The 18,863-nt window shown below is 63.3% G+C and carries 18 protein-coding genes and 1 pseudogene; 9 read left to right on the top strand and 10 right to left on the bottom strand.

All coding sequences use genetic code 11. From position 1 onward, the window contains the following. Nucleotides 1–186: 186 nt before the first annotated feature. The gene (locus HX875_RS25105; RefSeq protein WP_177046727.1) at nt 187–1,080 is read left to right on the top strand and encodes a LysR family transcriptional regulator; all 894 of its coding nucleotides are present in this window, start codon (nt 187–189) and stop codon (nt 1,078–1,080) included. A gap of 13 nt (nt 1,081–1,093) precedes the next feature. Here the strand turns inward: HX875_RS25105 and HX875_RS25100 are convergent, their stop codons facing one another. Together HX875_RS25100 and HX875_RS25095 are read right to left on the bottom strand one after the other, a co-directional pair. Beyond that, nucleotides 1,094–2,596 (bottom strand): APC family permease, encoded by a 1,503-nt coding sequence (locus HX875_RS25100; protein WP_177046725.1) that lies wholly within the window; start codon nt 2,594–2,596, stop codon nt 1,094–1,096. Beyond that, nucleotides 2,593–3,855: an aspartate aminotransferase family protein gene (locus HX875_RS25095; protein WP_177046723.1), complete on the bottom strand. Its 1,263-nt coding sequence runs from the start codon at nt 3,853–3,855 to the stop codon at nt 2,593–2,595. Before HX875_RS25095 ends, HX875_RS25100 begins: the two co-directional genes overlap by 4 nt. 224 nt (nt 3,856–4,079) lie before the next feature. Between HX875_RS25095 and HX875_RS25090 the strand changes: the two genes are divergently transcribed. Further along, a complete protein-coding gene (locus tag HX875_RS25090; RefSeq protein WP_177046721.1) occupies nt 4,080–5,264 on the top strand; it encodes a DUF2252 family protein in 1,185 nt (394 codons plus the stop codon). Between the two features lie 137 nt (nt 5,265–5,401). On the opposite strand, the gene yghX is transcribed toward HX875_RS25090, so the two are convergent. Further along, on the bottom strand, nt 5,402–6,289 hold the full coding sequence (gene yghX, locus HX875_RS25085) for a YghX family hydrolase (protein WP_177046719.1): 888 nt from the start codon (nt 6,287–6,289) through the stop codon (nt 5,402–5,404). A 44-nt stretch (nt 6,290–6,333) separates the two neighbouring features. Continuing rightward, nucleotides 6,334–6,828 (bottom strand): PaaI family thioesterase, encoded by a 495-nt coding sequence (locus HX875_RS25080; protein WP_177046717.1) that lies wholly within the window; start codon nt 6,826–6,828, stop codon nt 6,334–6,336. 118 nt (nt 6,829–6,946) lie between these two features. On the opposite strand from HX875_RS25080, the gene HX875_RS25075 reads away from it, so the two are divergent. Further along, entirely contained in the window at nt 6,947–7,501 is a 555-nt protein-coding gene (locus HX875_RS25075) for a YceI family protein (RefSeq protein ID WP_177046715.1), read from the top strand. A gap of 3 nt (nt 7,502–7,504) precedes the next feature. On the opposite strand, the gene HX875_RS25070 is transcribed toward HX875_RS25075, so the two are convergent. Continuing rightward, on the bottom strand, nt 7,505–8,395 hold the full coding sequence (locus tag HX875_RS25070) for a DMT family transporter (RefSeq protein WP_177046713.1): 891 nt from the start codon (nt 8,393–8,395) through the stop codon (nt 7,505–7,507). Nucleotides 8,396–8,487: 92 nt separating this feature from the next. On the opposite strand from HX875_RS25070, the gene HX875_RS25065 reads away from it, so the two are divergent. After that, nucleotides 8,488–9,816: an aminotransferase-like domain-containing protein gene (locus HX875_RS25065; protein ID WP_177046711.1), complete on the top strand. Its 1,329-nt coding sequence runs from the start codon at nt 8,488–8,490 to the stop codon at nt 9,814–9,816. 280 nt (nt 9,817–10,096) lie between these two features. On the opposite strand, the gene HX875_RS25060 is transcribed toward HX875_RS25065, so the two are convergent. Beyond that, entirely contained in the window at nt 10,097–10,528 is a 432-nt protein-coding gene (locus tag HX875_RS25060) for a nuclear transport factor 2 family protein (RefSeq protein ID WP_177046709.1), read from the bottom strand. Nucleotides 10,529–10,818: 290 nt separating this feature from the next. Between HX875_RS25060 and HX875_RS25055 the strand changes: the two genes are divergently transcribed. Then, nucleotides 10,819–11,289: a RidA family protein gene (locus HX875_RS25055; protein ID WP_177046708.1), complete on the top strand. Its 471-nt coding sequence runs from the start codon at nt 10,819–10,821 to the stop codon at nt 11,287–11,289. A gap of 60 nt (nt 11,290–11,349) precedes the next feature. Here HX875_RS25055 and HX875_RS25050 read toward each other — a convergent pair whose 3' ends face one another. Both HX875_RS25050 and HX875_RS25045 read right to left on the bottom strand, forming a co-directional pair. Beyond that, nucleotides 11,350–11,769 (bottom strand): hypothetical protein, encoded by a 420-nt coding sequence (locus HX875_RS25050; RefSeq protein ID WP_256348168.1) that lies wholly within the window; start codon nt 11,767–11,769, stop codon nt 11,350–11,352. Between the two features lie 124 nt (nt 11,770–11,893). Next, on the bottom strand, nt 11,894–12,697 hold the full coding sequence (locus HX875_RS25045; RefSeq protein WP_177046706.1) for a helix-turn-helix domain-containing protein: 804 nt from the start codon (nt 12,695–12,697) through the stop codon (nt 11,894–11,896). 116 nt (nt 12,698–12,813) lie between these two features. Here HX875_RS25045 and HX875_RS25040 point away from each other — a divergent pair, with 116 nt between their 5' ends. Next, entirely contained in the window at nt 12,814–13,131 is a 318-nt protein-coding gene (locus HX875_RS25040; RefSeq protein WP_177046704.1) for a DUF2834 domain-containing protein, read from the top strand. Continuing rightward, nucleotides 13,131–13,301 (top strand): annotated as a pseudogene (locus HX875_RS25035) (MAPEG family protein); the annotation flags it as partial. The gene HX875_RS25040 and the pseudogene HX875_RS25035, both read left to right, overlap by 1 nt. Before the next feature lie 135 nt (nt 13,302–13,436). Here the strand turns inward: HX875_RS25035 and HX875_RS25030 are convergent. Beyond that, nucleotides 13,437–14,603, bottom strand: a complete 1,167-nt coding sequence (locus tag HX875_RS25030) for a cystathionine gamma-synthase (protein WP_177046702.1) — start codon at nt 14,601–14,603, stop codon at nt 13,437–13,439. Next, nucleotides 14,600–15,976 (bottom strand): pyridoxal-phosphate dependent enzyme, encoded by a 1,377-nt coding sequence (locus HX875_RS25025; protein ID WP_177046700.1) that lies wholly within the window; start codon nt 15,974–15,976, stop codon nt 14,600–14,602. Before HX875_RS25025 ends, HX875_RS25030 begins: the two co-directional genes overlap by 4 nt. Nucleotides 15,977–16,240: 264 nt before the next feature. Here HX875_RS25025 and atzF point away from each other — a divergent pair, with 264 nt between their 5' ends. Both atzF and HX875_RS25015 read left to right on the top strand, forming a co-directional pair. After that, nucleotides 16,241–18,040, top strand: coding sequence for an allophanate hydrolase (gene atzF, locus HX875_RS25020; RefSeq protein WP_177046698.1), 1,800 nt, complete (start codon nt 16,241–16,243; stop codon nt 18,038–18,040). A 2-nt stretch (nt 18,041–18,042) separates the two neighbouring features. Continuing rightward, the gene (locus HX875_RS25015) at nt 18,043–18,729 is read left to right on the top strand and encodes a GntR family transcriptional regulator (protein ID WP_177046696.1); all 687 of its coding nucleotides are present in this window, start codon (nt 18,043–18,045) and stop codon (nt 18,727–18,729) included. Nucleotides 18,730–18,863: the final 134 nt, after the last annotated feature.

Raw genomic sequence — 18,863 nt, 5'->3', positions numbered from 1 at the left:
GGAGTGCGCAGCGCTCCCGCTTTTTTTTGGGGCTGCTACGCAACCCAGCGGGAGCAAGCTCCCTCGCCACAGCAAGCTCCCTCACCCAGCAAGCTCCCTGACCCAGCAAGCTCCCTGACCACAGCAAGCTCTCTCACCACAGGTTATTCTCCCACTCGGTCTGCCGACTGATCATAAGAGGCTTCAATGCAAACTTCCGGCGTGGACATCCGTCAACTCAAGGCCTTCGTGGTGGTCGCCGAAGAGCTCAGTTTTGTGCGCGCGGCGACCCGCCTGCATGTCTCGCAACCCGCACTGTCCCAGACCATCCGCCAGTTTGAAGCGCTGCTGGATGTGCAGTTGTTCCAGCGCAATACCCGCAACGTGGCACTGACCGACGCCGGCGTAGCGTTACTGGTTGAGGCGCGGGAAATCGTCAACGGCGTGACCCGCCTGGTGCGCACCGCCCACGAACATGCTCGCGGCGTGCGCGGCTCGTTGAATATCGGTTTCCTGATCGGCGCCGGTGTAGACCTGATGCCCCAAATCCTCAGTGTGTTCGCCAAACGCTACCCGGAGATCGAACTGGTGGTGCACGAATATGACTTCGGCTCGCCCCATGCCGGGATCGACGAAGGCATGGATGTCTCGGTGCTGCGCCCGCCGCTGGGCCTGGCGGACATCGAGTTGCACACCCTGGTGACCGAACCGTGCGTGGCGTGCCTGGCGTCCAGCCACCGGTTGGCCGGGGAGAGCAGCGTGAGTATCTACGATGTGCTGGATGAGCCGATCATTGCCGCGCCAGGGGTTGGCGTGTGGCGCAGTTTCTGGACCGCCGATGCGTACCGCAACGGCCAGCCGGCACGGGTCGTCCATGAAGCCTCGACGGTAGAGACCGAGTTGCAGGCGGTGGCCTCAGAGCGCGGGATCAGCATCACCGCGCTGTCCACCGCACGCTTCTATGCGCGCCCTGGCCTGGCGTTCCCGGTGATCAGCGACATGCCGATGTGTGAGGTGGCAGTTGCGCTGCCGCCACAGCCGAGTGTGGCGGCGCGCAACTTTGCCGAGTTGGCGATGGAAGTGGCGAGCAGCCGACGTTAGTCAGGAGGGGCTCCTACTGATGCAGTAATTTGCTGCTCGGCCCGGCGGTGCCATTGTTAAGGCGCGTGCGCAGCGAAAACAACCACCACAGCACACCGACGCCGAGTGTAACCCCGGTGGTGATGGCGCCGGTGTGGCTTTCTTCCGGCACGCTCAGGGTCAGGATCACCGCGATGGCCCACAGGCCACCGAGGATGATCATCGGCAACAGCCAGCGACCCAGGCTGAACACACCCGCAGGCGCCCCCGGCATCCGGCCGTTTTTATAGGCCAGGTACGCGGCAATCAACGTCAGCAGGTAGGTGCAGTAGTAGGTCAGGCCGACCATCGAGTAGATCGCCGTGACAAACCCGCCGCTCGCCAGGTTCAGCAGCACGGCGATGGCGGTGATCAGCACGATGGCGCCCACCGGCGTGCCGAAGTGCGGGTTGATCTTCGCCAGCACCCTGGAGCCCGGCAGCATGTTGTCCCGGGACAGGGCGAAGGTCATGCGCGTGGCCACCGCCATATTGGCGATCAGGCAGGCGAGGATCGAGGCGAAGGCGATCACGATCATGCCCACGCCGGCGGCGTTGCCCAGTTGCAGGCGCACGATATTGATCACCGGGTTTTCGCTGTGGCTGAGCAGCTCGCTGACCGAGCCCGGTATCGCAATGCTCAGCAAGGCGAACACCACGAAGCCCAGCACGCTGGACACCAGCACCGCTCGCAGCATCGCCCGGGGAGCGGCGCGGCGTGGGTCCTTGGTTTCCTCCGACAGGTCCGCCGCGCCTTCCCAGCCCAGCAGCACCGAGACCGGCAGCAAGGTGGCGAGGGCGATGGTGGTGAAGCTGACAGTGCCGCCGCTCACCGGTTGCGCCGAGGTCAGGATCGCCACGCCCTGGGTGTGTTCAAAGAAGAAAAACACCCCGAAGAACAACGCAATCGCCAGCAGCACGGTGCCGATGATTTCGATGATCGCACCGATGTCGTTGATGCGCGTGGCCAGGCGAATCCCGCAGATATTCAGCAGGCCCACCACCAGCGTCGCGCCGATGCTCAGGCCCTGGATCTGGCCCTGTGTCGGGTTGGCCCAGATCTCCGGTGCGAACACCGTGCCGATGGCCGCCGAGGTGGCTGCAGTACCCGCCACAAACGAGGTGAACGCGACCCAGCCGGTAAACCAGCCGAAGTGATTGCCCGCCAGCCGGCTGGACCATTGGTAGGCGTAGCCGGTAAGCGGAATGCGCCCGGCCAGGTGGCAGTAGACCATGACGATGCAGCACACCAGCGGGATCACCAGCAGCCACAGAAGGATGCCAATACCGCCGACGCGGTTGAACGGGTCGGCGAACAGCGTGACCACCCCGGTATTGATCGAGACCATGGAAAAGGCCAGGGCAAACGAGGTGAACGAACTCATGGTGCGGTGCATCTTTTGCTCGTAGCCGAGGCTGGCGAGGTCGGCGTCATCGCTGGACAGCGGGGCCTGGGCATTCGGCGGGGCGGTCACGGTGTTTTCGACGAATGTGCTCATGGCCGTTGCTCCTCGATGATGCCGATCACTTCGTCCAGCACGTCGAGGGCCTTGGCCAGCAACGGGCGTTCGATATCCAGCGGCGGCTTGACCTTGATCAGGTTGCCGAGCCCGGCGTAACGGCTTTCGCCAAACAATACGCCGCGCTCCACCCCAAGGCGATACACCTCCTGGGATTCCCGGCAGGCCGGTTCCTTGGTGGTGCGGTCCTTGACCAGTTCGATGGAGGCCATCAGCCCCGGGCAGCGCACGTCGCCGATCAACGGGTGGCGGGTTTGCATCTCCTTGAGGCGGGCGGTGATGTACTCGCCGGAGTCCCGCGCCTTTTCGCAGAGGTTGTCGGCGACGATGGCTTCCACCGTGGCGTAGCCGGCGGCCAGCGAGACCGGGAAGTGGCCGAAGGTCAGGGCTTCTTCGCCTTCGTCGAACCACTTGAGCTTGTCGTCGGCCAGGATCCCGGCCAGGGGGAAGCCGCCGCCGACGCCTTTGCCGAACACGATGATGTCGGGCAGTACGTCGTAATAGTCAGCGGCGAACATCGTGCCCATGCGCCCGAAGCCGGTTTGGACCTCGTCAAAAATCAGCAGCACACCCAGGCGGTCGCAGATCTCGCGTACGCCCTTGTAGTAGGAACGGGGGAATTCGATATGCCCGCCATTGCCCTGGATCGGCTCCATCATCACGGCGGCCACGCCACCGTCGACGCCCTTGAGGATGGTTTCTTCCAGCAGGCCGAGGCACAACTGCGACTCGGTTTCCGGGTCCATGCCCAGGCGGGTGCGGTAGGGGTTGGGGTGTGGCACGCGGGTGAAGCGCGGCTGGATCGCCAAAAACGGGTTGTTCGGATGCGGCCAGCTCGCGCCGAGGGTGGCCAGGGAGCGGCCGTGGTAGCCGTCTTGCAGCACCAGCAGGTTCTGCGCGCCGGGGCGGTTCTTGAAGGCCAGTTTCATCGCCATCTCACCGGCGAGGCTGCCATGCAGGGCAAAGCCCATCTGGTTGAGGGCGCCGGGGGAAACTTCCCGCAGTTTCTTGACCAGCCGGGTGTGGGCGGGGGAGCCGAAGTTGGGGCGGATGTGGGTCATTTCGCGCAGTTGCGCGACGGCGGCTTCCACCACCCGAGGGTCATTCGCCCCCAGATTGTTTGACCAGGCCTGGGCGGTACAGTCGATGTATTCCTTGCCCTGGTCGTCCCATACCAGCGAGCCTCGGGCCTTGACCAGGTTGATCTTGGCGGGTGCGGTGTTCATCACTTCATTCATCTGCTTTATCTCTTTTGTTAGGGCGGCAGTGTTTGGGGATGTGTGCAGTTAGGGTTGTGACTCGCTGCATCGAGTTGACCCGATGCTAGGCCCGGGGACGGGAGGAATAGAAAGACCGATTGCAGTGGGATTATTTGGCGTGGCTTATTAATAAAATCCTCTGAAACAAAATGAAACATTTGTCGCGGGCAAGCCTCTACCGTATCTCCACGACGAGTACTTTCATGAAAACTCCGCGTCCTTCTTCGCGAATGCCTCACCTCACGCAACTGCGCAACCTGAAGATGGCGCGCTCCGCCCACGCTTACGTGCGGGGCAGTACGGTTCAGTTTTATGAGTGGCTCCACAGCCAGCACGGCCGGCGCTTGCCCCACGGGCCGGCGATCTGGATCTGCGGCGACTGCCACGCCGGCAACCTTGGGCCTACGGGCGACACCAAGGGCCGGATCGACATGCATATCCGCGACCTTGACCAGGCGGTGATCGGCAACCCGGCCCATGACCTGGTGCGCCTGGCGTTGTCCCTGGCCACTGCTGCCCGGGGTTCGGATTTGCCGGGGGTGACCACCGCCCGCATGCTCGAAGAGATGATGGTGGGCTACGCCCAGGCTTTTAAGGACAAGCCCGACGAGGCGCCGCCGCGTCCGTCCCAGGTCAAGTCCGGGATGCGCAGCGCGGTGGAACGCACCTGGAAAAACCTCGCCCGTGAACGCATTGAAAACACCCGGCCGACGATTCCGTTGGGCAAGCATTTCTGGTCGTTGTCGCGGGCGGAAAAATCAGCCCTGGAAACGCTGTGTGCTTCGGATGAAATCCACCGGCTGGTGACTTCGCTCAAGGGCCGCTCCAACGACGACACGGTCGAGCTGCGGGACTCGGCGTACTGGGTCAAGGGTTGCAGTTCTCTTGGGTTGCTGCGCTATGCGGTGTTGCTGGGAGTAGGAGACAAGTCGGATCAGGAATACTGCCTGCTCGATATTAAGGAAGCAGTGGGCGCTGCCGCTCCGCGGGCGGCTCGGGCAAAGATGCCCAGGGATAATGGCCGGCGGGTGGTGGAGGGCGCGCGGCACCTTTCACCGGCGTTGGGAGGGCGAATGTTGGCGACGCGGTTCCTGGACCACGGTTTTTTCATCCGCGAATTGCTGCCCCAGGACATGAAACTGGAGCTGGATGAGCTGAGTGAGATTGATGCGATGCACGCGGCCGGGTACCTGGCGCGGGTGGTGGGCGTGGCCCATGCACGGCAGATGGATCGGGACACGCGCAAGGACTGGATGGCGATGTTGCAGGAGAACCGCTCCAAGCAGCTGGATGCGCCGTCGTGGCTGTGGACCAGTGTGGTGCAGTTGGTGGGGAGCCATGAGGAAGGGTATCTCAACCACTGCCGGCGGTATGCGCTGGAGCACTGACCCGGGAAACAGCTGAATCACTGTGGGAGCTGGCTTGCCTGCGATGGCATCACCGCGGTGTATCTGACACACCGAGGTGATGCCATCGCGGGCAAGCCCGGCTCCCACATAAGCCCGGTCCTACCTGAGCGCTGTGTTCAGGCCAGGTATTTCCTGAACCAACCCAGCGTCCGCTCCCACGCCAGATTCGCCGCCGCCTCGTCATACCTCGGCGTCGAGTCGTTGTGGAACCCATGATTGGCGCCCTTGTAGATAAACGCCTCGTACGTGGTACCCGCCGCCTTCAACGCCTTCTCGTACGCCGGCCAGCCCTCGTTGATCCGCGTATCCAGTTCGCCGTAATGCAGCATGATCGGCGCCTTGATCCGTGGTACGTCCTTGGCCTCCGGCTGGCGCCCGTAAAACGACACCGCCGCGCCCAGTTCCGGATAGGCCACCGCCGCCGCGTTGGTCACACCGCCGCCATAACAGAACCCGGTGATCCCCACCTTGCCGGTGCTTGAATCGTGGTGCATCAACCATTCGATGGCGGCGAAGAAGTCGTTCATCAGTTTCTCGGGGTCGACTTTCTGCTGAAGTTCCACACCTTTCTCATCGTTGCCCGGATAACCGCCGACCGAGGTCAAGCCGTCCGGCGCCAGGGCAATAAACCCGGCCTTGGCCAACCGACGGGCCACGTCTTCGATATACGGGTTCAACCCACGATTCTCATGCACCACCACCACTGCCGGCACCTTGCCGGTGGCCTTGGCCGGGCGCACCAGGTAGCCGCGCACCGTGCCGTTGCCCTTGGGTGACGGGTAGGTGATGTAGTCGGCGACGATCTGCGGGTCGGTGAATTTCACCTGTTCGGCCAGGGCGTAGTTGGGGCTCAGGGCGGCGAGCAGGGCCGAGGCCGTCAGCCCGCCGAAGGTGAACAGTGCCGCACGGTCGAGAAATTCCCGGCGGTTGATCTTGCCGTGGGCGTAGCCGTCGTAAAGCTCCAGCAGTTCAGGGGCGAAGTCTTTGGCGGTCAGACGAGTCATCGGTGGCGTCCTCGATTAGCGGTGGGACTGAATGTAGACCAGGATCAGGCTTCCCGGCCATGGGCAGCGGCGGCCAATTGCCCGGTGTCGACCCGCACGAACACCGAATCGCCGATCGCCGTCAGCACGCCATCGGCGTACACCTCGCACACCACGCGGCTTTTGCGCCCCACGTCACCTTCGACTTTCGCACGCAGGCTCAGCGGCACGCCCATCGGGGTCGGCTTGATGAATTTGATCCCCAGGTTGCCGGTCACGCAGTCGATACGCGGCAGGCTGCCGGGTTCGCGTTGCTCGGCACGGTAGTGGTAGGCCATGGCGGTCCAGTTCGAATGGCAGTCCACCAGCATCGCGATCAAGCCGCCGTAGACCAGGTCGGGCCAGCCGCAGTATTGGGCGTCGGGCTGGTGCTCGGCGATCACGTAAATGCCGTCGGCGTCCCAGCGGCTCTTGATGTGCAGGCCGTGGGGGTTGCTGCTGCCGCAGCCGTAACAGACGCCTTCGGGGGCGGTGGTGTCTTGCAGCGAAAGCGCGGGCATCGTGGCTCCTTGTTGTTTGAGTTCCATCCGGCATGAGCCTAATGCCAGGGGCGTGAATAAATCCAGCACCTACGCTGTTAGCAGTGCACAGCGTGTTCCATTCCCACTCGAGAATCCCATGAAACGTCGATTGCTAGCGGCCTTCCTTACCCTCGGCACCCTGTCCAATGCGTATGCCGTGGAATACACCGACGTCAACCCGGCGGCCAGCACCATCAGTTTCACCTATGACCAGATGGGCCAGCAGGTGTACGGCACCTTTGGCACCTATTCGGCAGCCCTGAGTTTCGATACGCAAAACCCTGCTGCCGCCAGCACCGTGCTGACCATCCAGCTGCCGAGCATCAACGCCGGCAGCGACGACGCCAACACCGAACTGCCCAAACCTGGCTGGTTCGACATGACGACTTACCCGGTGGGCACCTTCACCTCGACCCACATCACCGACCTGGGCGGCAGCCGCTACCTGTTCAGCGGCAACCTGACCCTCAAGGGCCAGACCAAACCGGTGGAGGTCAAGGTGGCCCTCAAGGAACAGAGCGGCATCGGCGTGTTCGACGGTGAGTTCGTGCTCAAGCGCGACGACTTCAAGATCGGCGCGGGGGAGTGGGCGGACAGCGTGGTGTCCAATGAGATCGTCATCAAGTTCAAGATGGTTGCGCCTGAACGCTGATCGCTAGCGCGCAAACTTCTTCGCGCCCGCCACGCAGGCAATCACCGCCACAGTCACCAGAAGCATGCCCAGGCTCACTTGCTCATGCAGCAGCGTCGCCGCCAGTGCCAGGCCAAAGAACGGTTGCAGCAACTGCAATTGCCCCACGGCCGCGATACCGCCCTGGGCCAGCCCGCGATACCAGAACACAAACCCGATCAGCATGCTGAACAGCGACACATAGGCCAGGCTCAGCCAGGCCGGCAGGCTGATGCCGGTGAACGACGCGGGTTTGAGGATGGCCGTCAGCGGCGCGACGATCGGCAGCGAGACCACCAGCGCCCAGCAGATCACCTGCCAGCCGCCCAGGGTGCGCGACAGCTTGGCGCCTTCGGCATAACCCAGGCCGCACACCAATATTGCCAGCAGCATCAGCAAATCCCCGGCGGGCGTGGCGCTCAAGCCTTGGGCAACGGCATAGCCGACCACCAGCAGGCTGCCCAGGATCGAGAACAACCAGAACACCGGCTTGGGCCGCTCGCCGCCGCGCACCACGCCAAACACCGCCGTAGCCAACGGCAGCAGGCCGACAAACACGATGGAGTGGGCGCTGGTGACGTACTGCAAGGCCAATGCCGTAAGCAGCGGAAAGCCGATCACCACCCCCAGCGCGACGATTGCCAGGGGCAGCAAATGGCTGCGAGCCGGGCGTTTTTCCTTGAACAGCCACAGCAGGCACAGGCCGAGCAGGGCGGCGATCGTGGCGCGGGCGACGGTCAGGAACACCGGATCGAATTCCAGCACCGCCAGGCGCGTGGCGGGCAGCGAGCCGCTGAAGATCACCACGCCGATAAAGCCATTGAGCCAGCCGCTGGCGTTGTGTTCCCGGGTGTTGAGGTGGGTGGTGCGTTCCATGGGCGTCGGGCTCGATGAAGGATAAGTTGCGTCCTTCGCATCCTATGATTCACCATTAAGACAATCAAAAAATTGTCATGGATACATCGCCTATGCCTCGCGCCCGCTACAAGACCCTGGTGGACACCTTCGCCCGGGATATCCGCTCCGGCACGCTGGCGGCGGGTACCCGTTTGCCAACCCACCGCCAGTTGGCCGCGAGCCACGGCCTGGCGTTGGTTACAGCCAGCCGGGTGTACACCGAGCTGGAGGCCATGGGCCTGGTCAGCGGCGAGACCGGACGCGGGACCTTTGTGCGGGAAATTGCGCTGTCTCCGGGGCAGGGCGTCGGCCAGATTGCCGTGGCGGCGGGCATGATCGATCTCAACTTCAACTACCCGTCGTTGCCGGGCCAGACCGACCTGCTGCGCACTGCCTTGCGCCAGTTGGCGCTGTCCGGCGACCTGGCGGCACTGCTGCGCTACCAGCCCCACGCCGGCCGGCTGCATGAGCGGGCTGCGGTGGCGCGGCACCTGGCGAGCCGGGGGCTGACGGTGCACGCGGAGCAGGTGCTGATCGTCAGCGGGGCCCAGCACGGGCTGGCGGTGACCATGATGTCGCTGTTGAAGCCCGGCGATGTGGTGGCGGTGGATGCGCTGACCTATTCCGGGTTCAAGGTACTGGCCGAGACGCTGCATCTGGAAATCGTCGCGATCCCGGTGACCGCGACCGGCCCGGACCTGGCCTTCCTCGAAAAACTCTGTGCCCGCCGCCCGGTGCGTGCGGTGTACAGCATGCCGACCTTGCATAACCCGCTGGGTTGGGTGATGAGCATGGCGCAGCGTGAACACTTGGTAGCGATTGCCCGTCGGCATGACCTGATCCTGATCGAGGACGCTGCCTATGCGTTTTTAGCCGAGGACGCGCCGCCGCCTGTGGCCGAACTGGCGCCGGAGCGCACGGTGTATGTATCGGGGCTGTCCAAGAGTGTCGCCACTGGGCTGCGGGTGGGGTTCGTGGCCGCGCCTCAGCAGTGGATGGCGGCGCTGGAACGTACGGTCATGGCCACCACCTGGAATACCCCGGGGGTGATGACCGCTGTTGCCGCCGCATGGATCGACGACGGCACGGTGCAGCAGCTGGAAGCGCAAAAACGCGAGGATGCCCGGGCTCGCCAGGTGGTGGCCGATGAGGTGTTGGCGGGGCTCAATGTGATCCGCCATCCGTCTTCGTATTTCCTGTGGCTGCCCTTGCCGGAAGACGCCCGCGCCGACCAGATCACCATGGCGCTGGCGCGGGAAAACATCTCGGTGTCCACCGCCGAACCGTTTGCTGTTTCGGCCCACGTGCCCCATGCCTTGCGTGTGGCGCTGGGCTCGGTGGACCGGGAGGTGCTGCGCGAGGCGCTGGTGAAGGTGCGCTGGGCGGTGGAGGCTTACTAGGCCTCCTGATGGCCTTTGATATGACTGTGGCGAGGGAGTCTGCTAAGTGGCGAGGGAGCTGCTGTGATGAGGAGCTTGCTGTGGTGAGGAGCTTGCTGTGGCGAGGGAGCTTGCTCCCGCTGGGCTGCGTAGCGGCCCCAAAAAAAGCGGGAGCGCTGCGCACTCCAGCGGGAGCAAGCTCCCTCGCCACAGCAGCTCCCTCTTCACTGCAAGCTCCCTCCTCACTGCAAGCTCCTCACCAAAGCAAGCTCCCCCCTCACAGGAAAGCATCCGCCTGCTATCAGAACTTGTAAGCCTGGCGCCCAATCAGCAGCCACTTGCCTTTCTGCTTCTGCCAGACCTGGAAGTTTTCAATTTCGGTAGGCACCTCAACACCACTGTTCACCGCCTGGGCGGAAAAGTGGTTGCGCACCAGGGCGGTGTCGCCATTGAGGGTGATGGTCTGTTTCTGCATTTCCAGGGTCTTGAAACCGCTTCTGCCGGTTTCAATGTCGGCGATGAATTCCTGCTTGTTCTGGATCTTGCCGCTGGAGTGGCCGTAGGTGAGGTTGTTGGCGGTGAGTACCTGCAGTTGCGGGATGTCCTTGTGCAGCATGGCCTGGGTCAGGTGATCGACCGCAGCGGCTACATCCTTGTCACTTGCGGCAGGCGCGGCGGCCGCGTAGCCGCTGAACAGGCACAGAAAACCAATCAGAACCTTGACGTTTTGCATGGGTGTTTCCTTGTTGTTGTGGGGTACTGGTACGACACAGGAGGGCTCTTGTAGTCGTCGTACAACCATGCCGTATTTCAGGTGGTCAAGGAAAGTGAAATTTCTCCTGGTCCTGGATATAGGCGCTATCGAATGGCATTGGTTGTCCTATCACTTGCGAAATAGTCGCCAGTACTTCCCGAGCAAATGGCACATGGCTATGCTGTGGCCGAAGCACCCATATCCCCAAGACCATGGGCGATGCGGCGGATGAATGGCAGCGCCGCAACAGCCAATAAGGACAACAACACATGACACCGGATCAAAAGTACGCGGCGGCCATGACGCGCCTCGGTTACCAGCTCAACGAGTTCAAGATCGGCGGCAACTACACGCCGTTGTTGCGGGACGGCAATCACATCTACATCAGCGGCCAGATCCCCCGGGTGGGTGACGCCATCGTGCTGCCCGGCAAGGTCGGCGAAAGCCTCAGCCTGGCCGACGCACAGATTGCCGCGGGCGTGAGCGCACTGCGGTGCCTGGGGTTGCTCAAGCAGGCACTGGGTTCGCTGGATCAGGTCAAGGCGATCCTGAAGATCAATGTGTACGTGCGCAGCGCGGAGGACTTCGACCAGCAAAGCGAAGTGGCCAACGGCGCGTCCGACCTGTTGAACGAGATTCTGGGGGCGGCCGGGTCGCATACGCGCACCTCGGTTGGCGTGCTGCAACTGCCCAAGGGCGCGGCGGTGGAAATCGACATGACTGCCGTGGCACGCGACTGACGCCAAGCGACCCATGGCACAGCGATCTTGCTGATTGCCGTGCCGATGGTGTGAGGCGCTTCAGGCTTGCACATCAACGCCGATGTGCGCCTGCAGCCAGTCCTTGTACACCGCGATGTTGTCCGTCGACTGGTCGCCGTTTTTCGCGGTGACGGTCTTGCCATCCAGACGCCCGATATCGAGCAGGTACTGCAGACCGTTGGCCACATGGGTGGCGTCGCTTTTGCTGAGGGACTGCACATCAGGCAATTCGACGGCATTGCTTTTATCGTCGAAGGTCGCCCACGACGGATTGGCTCTGGCGGTGGCAACGGTTTGCGCGGTCGAGAGCACTTGCTCCTGATAGCTGGCTTCCAGCTTGGCCTTGATCTCTGGTGTGGCGTTGATGACCTCAATCCTCCCGGCCCGAAGCGTGCCGTTTTCCATGGACTGAGTCAGGCTCTTCTGGGCCAGTGCGATAAGGCTGGTGCTTCCGATCATGATGCTGCTCCCTGGTTGGTAACAGGAGCACAGCAATAGTCAGGCCATATGCTGCAAGCCTTGTGCTGCGGGGCCGCCGGGGGCGGGGAGTGGTCAGGGGTTGCCGGATTCGGCAAGGCATTGCCTATTTCGACCGCTCATACGCCGCGGTCATCACCTGCCACGTCTGTGCATCCGCTGGAATCAAATGCTCGATGCGCAACGAGGTCACGGTGATGTCCTGCGGCATGCCGAAGGTGGTGAAGGTCGACATGAAGTTTAACTCACCTTCCCTTGATTGGATGCGTGTCAGCACCAGCGGCGGCAGCTCATTGGTCAATGCCTCGGTGCTCTGCGGCGCCGGCAGGCTGTCCAGAATCCTGGCAAGTTGCGGATTGCCCAACGCCTCGCGGGATGCCCGTTGCCAGGCGACGGTTCGGATTTCTTCGGCGTTGATCAAGTGATCACCCAGCCCGCCAGGCTGTAGCAGGGTGACCAGCAAATTCAGCCCTTCAGCCGCTTCCGGTTTGATCCCCACCAGATCGAACAGCACGTGGGTACTGGCATTGGCGGCGAGCACTTCCCAATGGCTGCCCAGCACGATAGCCGGCGCCGGATTGTTCGCGTGCAGCACGTGGCTGATGGCCTCGCGAATGGCTTCCATCGACGGTGACGTGAGCGGGGTGGCCTCATAACGTGGGGCGAAGCCGGCGGCCAGGAATACGTTGTTGCACTGCTCCAGCGGGGCCTCGAGGGCCATCAACAGAATATGCAACGTGCCCGGGCTGGGCTTGGCGCGGCCGGTTTCGATACAGCTCAAGTGGCGCTGGGAAACCCCGGTGATCAGCGCCAGTTCCAGCTGGCTCAATCTGGCCTGCCGACGCAGCACGCGCAGTTGCGCGCCGGAGGGTGTGTCGGGGGTTGCGCGGGGGAAAGGTGGGCTGCTCATGGGCTGACTCTGGCCGTGCGGGTCGGTGATGTCGATGACCTGTGAGGTCATTGAGAGGGCAAGGACGTTATCACTAATGTGCAGCTTCCCGAACCGTTGTCTCCAAGGAGGAGAACATGCACAGACCCTGGATCGCCCTTGTCGGGTTGTTGGCGTTTGCCCTGTACACCGTGATCACGATGCTGATGGCCGAGCAGTCGCTCATGGCGTTCGGGCTTGAATTGATGTCGAGGCCGGACACCGCCCAGGTGGTGATTGACCTGTACCTGATGGCGCTGATGGCGTGCGTGTGGATGTACCGGGATGCACGGGCCAGAGGCAAATCCCTGGTGTCGGTGTTGCCTTATTGGTTGATCACGGCGGTGTTTGTGTCCGTGGGGCCGCTGCTGTATCTGGTGGTCAACGGATTCCGCCATCGCGCAGGGAGCCAATGATGGAAGTCTATGCCCTGTGCGTGTTGGTACTGTTCATCAAGATGTTGGCGATCTCTTGCTATCAAGGCTATTTCCGCCTCAGGCACCTTGCGTTCATCAACAGTGAGGATGCCGGCTTCTTCAAACGGGCGGCTAATTCGCAGGAACTGCCGCAGGTCAGCCGGTGTGCTCTGCCTTAGCCTCACCGAGTAACCTGTGGCGAGGGAGCTTGCTCCCGTTGGAGTGCGCAGCGCTCCCAGGATTTTGGGGCCGCTGCGCAGCCCAGCGGGAGCAAGCTCCCTCGCCACAGTGTTCGGCGTTGTTATTTAGATTGTTGATAGTGCCTGCGCCAGATCCGCCCGCAGGTCCTCCACATCCTCAACCCCCACCGACAACCGCACCAGCCCATCCCCAATCCCCAACTGCGCCCGGGTCGCCGCTGGAATGCTCGCATGGGTCATGATTGCCGGGTGCTCGATCAGGCTTTCCACTCCGCCGAGGCTCTCGGCCAGGGCAAAGATCTTCACGTTTTCCAGGAAGCGTGTCGCACCCGCCAGGTCGCTTTTCAGGTCCACCGAAATCATCCCGCCAAACCCGCGCATCTGTCGGCGCGCCAGTTCATGTTGCGGGTGCGACGCGAGCCCCGGGTAGTAAACCCGCGCCACTTGCGGCTGTTGCTCCAGCCACGTCGCCAGTTCCAGTGCGTTGCTGCAATGGCGTTCCATGCGCAGCGCCAGGGTCTTCACCCCGCGCAGGGTCAGGAAGGCGTCGAACGGCCCGGCAATCGCGCCCACTGAGTTTTGCAGGAAGCCCAGGCGCTCGGCCAGTTCAGGATTCTGGCCCACCACCGCAATGCCGCCGATCACATCGGAGTGGCCGTTGAGGTACTTGGTGGTGGAGTGCACCACGATGTCGAAACCCAGTTCCAACGGGCGCTGGATCCATGGACTGGCGAAGGTGTTGTCGGCCACGCAAATGATGCCCCGGGCCTTGCATACGCGGGCGATGGCGGCGAGGTCGGTCAGGCTCAGCAACGGGTTGCTAGGGGTTTCGACCCAGACCATCCGCGTGTCGTCCTGCAGCGCCGCTTCGAAGGCCGACAGGTCGGTCAGGTCGACAAAGCTGAAGCGATGCCCGGCGCTGCGTTGGCGCACCTTGTCGAACAGGCGGAAGGTGCCACCGTACAAGTCGTTGCCGGAGACCACGTGGGCACCGGCGTCGAGCAGTTCCAGCACGGTGGAAATCGCCGCCAGCCCGGAGGCAAACGCGAAAGCCTGAGTGCCGCCTTCAAGGTCGGCCACGCAGCGTTCCAGGGCAAAGCGCGTCGGGTTGTGGGAGCGCCCGTAGTCGAAGCCTTTGTGCACGCCGGGGCTGTCTTGCAAATAGGTGGAGTTGGCGTAGATCGGCGGCATCAGCGCGCCGGTAGTCGGGTCTGGGGATTGCCCGGCATGGATCACGCGGGTGGCGAAGGCGCTTTTATCGTGCTGGGTCATGCAAGGGATCTCCGTAAGTGATTGAGCAGGTCGACGCGGGTGATCAGGCCGTGAAAGCCCGAGGCGTCGGCAATGATTGCCACCAGTCCGCGATCCAGTTCGGCCTGCAATTGCGCAAGGCTCGCGCTGGGCGCAAGGGTGTGAAGGGCGTTGGTCATGGCGCTGGCCACGGTCATGGAAAAGTGCGCGGCGTTGTGATGCAGGCCAAGCAGCACATCCGATTCGTCGAGCACGCCCACCAGTTGCTGGCCGTCCACCAGCACCGGCAGTTGCGAGACGTCCGCCAGGCGCATGCGCTGGAAGGCGGTGAGCAGGCTGTCGTCGGGGCCGACGCTGATCACCCGGCCATCCTCGAACCGGCGGGCGATCAGGTCCCGCAGGTCGCCGTAGTGTTTGTATTGCAGCAGGCCGGCGTCGTTCATCCATTGGTCGTTGTAGACCTTCGACAGGTAGCGCGTGCCGGTGTCGCAAACGAAGGTCACCACGCGCTTGGGCTCGGTCTGTTCGCGGCAGTAACGCAGGGCGGCGGCGAGCAGGGTGCCGGTGGAGGAGCCGCCGAGAATGCCTTCGGCCCGCAGCAGTTGGCGGGCGTGGTCGAAGCTTTCTTCGTCGCTGATGGAATAGGCGTGGCGCACGCTGGAGAGGTCGGCGATCGAGGGGATGAAGTCTTCGCCGATGCCTTCCACCGCCCACGAGCCGGGCTCCGTCATAGTGCCGCTGCGGCTGTATTCCGCCATCACCGAACCCACCGGATCGGCCAGCACCATGGCCAGGTCGGGTTGCACGCGTTTGAAGAAACGGGTCAGGCCGGTGAGGGTGCCGGCCGAGCCGACGCCGACCACGATGGCGTCCAGGTCATGCTGGGTCTGGGCCCAGATTTCCGGCGCGGTGCTGGTCTCGTGGGCGAGCGGGTTGGCGGGGTTGTTGAACTGGTCGGCGAAGAAGGAATCGGGAATGTCCTTGGCCAGCCGGGCGGCCACGTCCTGGTAATACTCGGGGTGGCCCTTGCCGACATCGGAGCGGGTGATGTGCACCTCCGCGCCCATGGCTTTGAGGTGCAAGACTTTCTCGGTGGACATCTTGTCGGGCACCACCAGCACCACCCGGTAACCCTTGGCGCGGCCCACCAGGGCCAGGCCGAGGCCGGTATTGCCGGCGGTGGCTTCGATGATGGTGCCGCCGGGACGCAGGCGGCCGTCGCGTTCGGCGGCGTCGATCATGGCCAGGCCGATGCGGTCCTTGATGGAGCCGCCGGGGTTTTGGGATTCAAGCTTGAGGAACAGCGTGCAGGGGCCGGTATCGAAGCGGCTGACCCGAACCAGCGGCGTGTTGCCGATCAGTTCGAGCACGGCGGGGCGGGAAGCGGTGGGCATGTCGTCACCTGGCTACGGAAGGGCGTATGGGATGGACAGCAGTTTCGAAAGCATGGTTTCGAACATAGGCCGGTATCGAGCCGCTCGCAACCGGGCGGCCGCCTGAATGTCTTTTTTTGGCGCATCGCTGCTTCATCACGGAGCACAGCCGAAGGCTGCCAAGCCGATGGATTTCGATCGAGGCCACGTATTCATTGGTTTGCAGCCGATTGGCCCAACGCTTGCTAAAAGAAATCCAAACTTGGATACAAGATGGAATCCCCAATGCGCAACGAACAACTCGGCTGGACCCTTGGTGAATGGCAGGCTGCCTACCGCAGCCGGGCACTGACCCCCGACATCCTGTTGACCCTGGCGGACACGTTTCCCGCCGAGGACAACGCCTGGATCAGCCGGGTGCAACCCCAGCAGTTGAGTGCTCAGTTGGCACAACTGGCCGAGCGGCTGGCGGCGGTCGACGGCGATATCGACAAGCTGCCGCTGTATGGCGTGCCGTTTGCCATCAAGGACAACATCGATGCGGCGGGCTGGGAAACCACCGCTGCGTGCCCTGAGTTCGCGTATACCGCCGCGGCGGACGCCTCGGTGGTAGCCCGGTTGCGGGCAGCCGGGGCGATCCTGATGGGCAAGACCAACCTCGATCAGTTCGCCACAGGCCTGGTCGGCACGCGTTCGCCCTATGGCGCGGTTGGCAACAGCTTCAACCCGGATTATGTCAGCGGCGGTTCCAGCTCGGGCTCGGCTTCGGTGGTTGCCCGTGGCCTGGTGGCGTTTTCCCTGGGCACCGACACCGCCGGTTCCGGACGGGTGCCGGCGGGCTTCAACAATATCGTGGGGCTCAAACCGACCAAGGGCCGGCTGTCCAATACCGGGTTGGTGCCGGCGTGCCGCACCGTGGATTGTATTTCGGTGTTTGCCCTGACGGTTGAAGATGCCGAGCAGGTGGCAGGCGTGGCCGCCGCTTACGACCCCAGTGACGCGTATTCCCGTGTCAACCCCAACACCGCGCCGGTGGCGGCAGGTGCCACGATCAAACTGGCGGTACCGGCCAGCCTGGAGTTTTTTGGCGACGTGCAGAACCAGGCGGTGTTTGAACAGGCACTGCTCAGGTTCAAGTCCCTGGGCGCCGAAATCACTCCGGTGGACTTCAGCCCGTTCCAGCAACTCGCCGAGCAGCTGTATTACGGCTCCTGGGTGGCGGAACGCACGGTCGCGCTGGAAGGCATGCTCGCCAGCAACCCCGCCGCGATCAACCCGGTGGTGCGCGGCATTGTCGAGAACGGCCTCAAATACAGCGCCTGCGATGCCTATAAAGCCGAATACCTGCGGGCCGAACTGAGCCGGCGTATCAACGACACCCTCGTCGGTTTCGACGCCTTGCTGGTGCCGACCTCGCCGACGATTCGCACCCTGGCGGAAATGGCCGTGGAGCCGGTGCTCTACAACTCGCAGTTTGGCTTCTACACCAACTTCACCAACCTCGCGGACCTTTCGGCGCTGGCCGTTCCCGCCGGGCTGCGCAGCGATGGCCTGCCATGCGGCATCACCCTGATCGCACCGGCCTGGCACGATGCGGCGTTGGCGCATCTGGGCAAGCGTTGGCAGGCTGGCCTCGACCTGCCGTTGGGCGCCACCGAACGCGCTCTGCCGCCACCAGCCGTTGCACGACAGGCGCCCGGCAGCGTGCGGGTGGCAGTGGTGGGCGCACACCTCACCGGGATGCCGCTGAATTTCCAACTGACCAGCCGCAATGCCGTATTGGTCGAGCAAACCCTCACCGCCAGCCACTACCGCCTGCATGCGTTGCCGGGCACGGTGCCGCCCAAGCCCGGGCTGGTCAAGGATGACTCGGGCCGTTCGATCATCGTTGAGCTGTGGGACATGCCCATGGCCCGCTTTGGCGAGTTCGTCGCCGAGATCCCGGCGCCGCTGGGCATTGGCAACCTGACCCTGGCGGACGGGCGCAGCGTGAAGGGTTTTATCTGCGAGCCCTGGGCCCTGGCAGGTGCCACCGACATCACCGAGTTCGGCGGCTGGCGCGCTTACATGGCAAGCAGGGCGTAGCCATGCAGCTTTCAACCACGAGAAAGTCCGGCGAACGGCCGGACAGCCTGGCGGAGCGGGTGTACCAGCAGTTGAAGGACGACATCTTCGGCTTTCGCCTGCTGCCGGGGGATCGCTTCAGCGAAGGCGATGTGGCCGAGCGCATGCAGGCCAGCCGCACGCCGGTGCGCCAGGCGCTTTACCGGCTGGAGCGGGAAGGGTACCTGGAGGTGTTCTTCCGGAGTGGCTGGCAGGTGCGGCCGTTCGACTTCAACTATTTCGAGGAACTGTACGACGTTCGGATCGTGCTGGAGCTGGCGGCCGTCAGCCGCTTGTGTGGCATGGCGGAACAGGGGCTTGAAGGGCTTGAGGCGATTTGGCGGGTGGACAAAAGTGCGCGGCTGGATGACGCCCAGGTCGTCTCTGCACTGGACGAGGCGTTTCACTGCGGGCTGGTGCAGGCCACCGGCAACGCTGAAATGGCGCGGATGCACTACGAGATTACCGAGAAAATCCGCATCATTCGGCGGCTGGATTTCACCCAGCAGTCACGTATTGCGGCGACGTATGAGGAGCACGGGTTGATCCTCGAGGCGATCCTGCAACGGCAAAGCGATCTGGCGCAGCAACTGCTCAAGACCCATATTGAGGTGAGCAAGCAGGAGGTGCGCAAGATCACATTGCATCGGTTGGCGGTGGCAAGGGGATAAGCCTTTCACACTGAAAAATTGGCTGGCCCCAATCCCTGTGGCGAGGGAGCTTGCTCCCGCTGGGCTGCGCAGCAGCCCCAATCCAAACACCTCTTTTCGGCAGATAAAATAGGGTGTCCGGTTTTGGGGGCGCT

It is taken from the genome of Pseudomonas yamanorum (genome assembly GCF_013386765.1).
Classification (GTDB): domain Bacteria; phylum Pseudomonadota; class Gammaproteobacteria; order Pseudomonadales; family Pseudomonadaceae; genus Aquipseudomonas; species Aquipseudomonas yamanorum_A.
The sequence above is the reverse complement of the archived record's forward strand: the minus strand, read 5'-3'. Positions and strand labels throughout refer to the sequence as shown.

Bases quoted from the DNA above. Each gene is read 5' to 3' on its own strand.
- HX875_RS25030 (WP_177046702.1), bottom strand. From the start codon at position 14,603: ATGACCCAGCACGATAAAAGCGCCTTCGCCACCCGCGTGATCCATGCC.
- HX875_RS25015 (WP_177046696.1), top strand. From the start codon at position 18,043: ATGCAGCTTTCAACCACGAGAAAGTCCGGCGAACGGCCGGACAGCCTG.
- HX875_RS25040 (WP_177046704.1), top strand. From the start codon at position 12,814: ATGCACAGACCCTGGATCGCCCTTGTCGGGTTGTTGGCGTTTGCCCTG.
- HX875_RS25060 (WP_177046709.1), bottom strand. From the start codon at position 10,528: ATGCAAAACGTCAAGGTTCTGATTGGTTTTCTGTGCCTGTTCAGCGGC.
- atzF (WP_177046698.1), top strand. From the start codon at position 16,241: ATGCGCAACGAACAACTCGGCTGGACCCTTGGTGAATGGCAGGCTGCC.
- HX875_RS25065 (WP_177046711.1), top strand. From the start codon at position 8,488: ATGCCTCGCGCCCGCTACAAGACCCTGGTGGACACCTTCGCCCGGGAT.
- yghX (WP_177046719.1), bottom strand. From the start codon at position 6,289: ATGACTCGTCTGACCGCCAAAGACTTCGCCCCTGAACTGCTGGAGCTT.
- HX875_RS25070 (WP_177046713.1), bottom strand. From the start codon at position 8,395: ATGGAACGCACCACCCACCTCAACACCCGGGAACACAACGCCAGCGGC.
- HX875_RS25090 (WP_177046721.1), top strand. From the start codon at position 4,080: ATGAAAACTCCGCGTCCTTCTTCGCGAATGCCTCACCTCACGCAACTG.
- HX875_RS25025 (WP_177046700.1), bottom strand. From the start codon at position 15,976: ATGCCCACCGCTTCCCGCCCCGCCGTGCTCGAACTGATCGGCAACACG.
- HX875_RS25055 (WP_177046708.1), top strand. From the start codon at position 10,819: ATGACACCGGATCAAAAGTACGCGGCGGCCATGACGCGCCTCGGTTAC.
- HX875_RS25105 (WP_177046727.1), top strand. From the start codon at position 187: ATGCAAACTTCCGGCGTGGACATCCGTCAACTCAAGGCCTTCGTGGTG.
- HX875_RS25050 (WP_256348168.1), bottom strand. From the start codon at position 11,769: ATGATCGGAAGCACCAGCCTTATCGCACTGGCCCAGAAGAGCCTGACT.
- HX875_RS25100 (WP_177046725.1), bottom strand. From the start codon at position 2,596: ATGAGCACATTCGTCGAAAACACCGTGACCGCCCCGCCGAATGCCCAG.
- HX875_RS25075 (WP_177046715.1), top strand. From the start codon at position 6,947: ATGAAACGTCGATTGCTAGCGGCCTTCCTTACCCTCGGCACCCTGTCC.
- HX875_RS25095 (WP_177046723.1), bottom strand. From the start codon at position 3,855: ATGAATGAAGTGATGAACACCGCACCCGCCAAGATCAACCTGGTCAAG.
- HX875_RS25080 (WP_177046717.1), bottom strand. From the start codon at position 6,828: ATGCCCGCGCTTTCGCTGCAAGACACCACCGCCCCCGAAGGCGTCTGT.
- HX875_RS25045 (WP_177046706.1), bottom strand. From the start codon at position 12,697: ATGAGCAGCCCACCTTTCCCCCGCGCAACCCCCGACACACCCTCCGGC.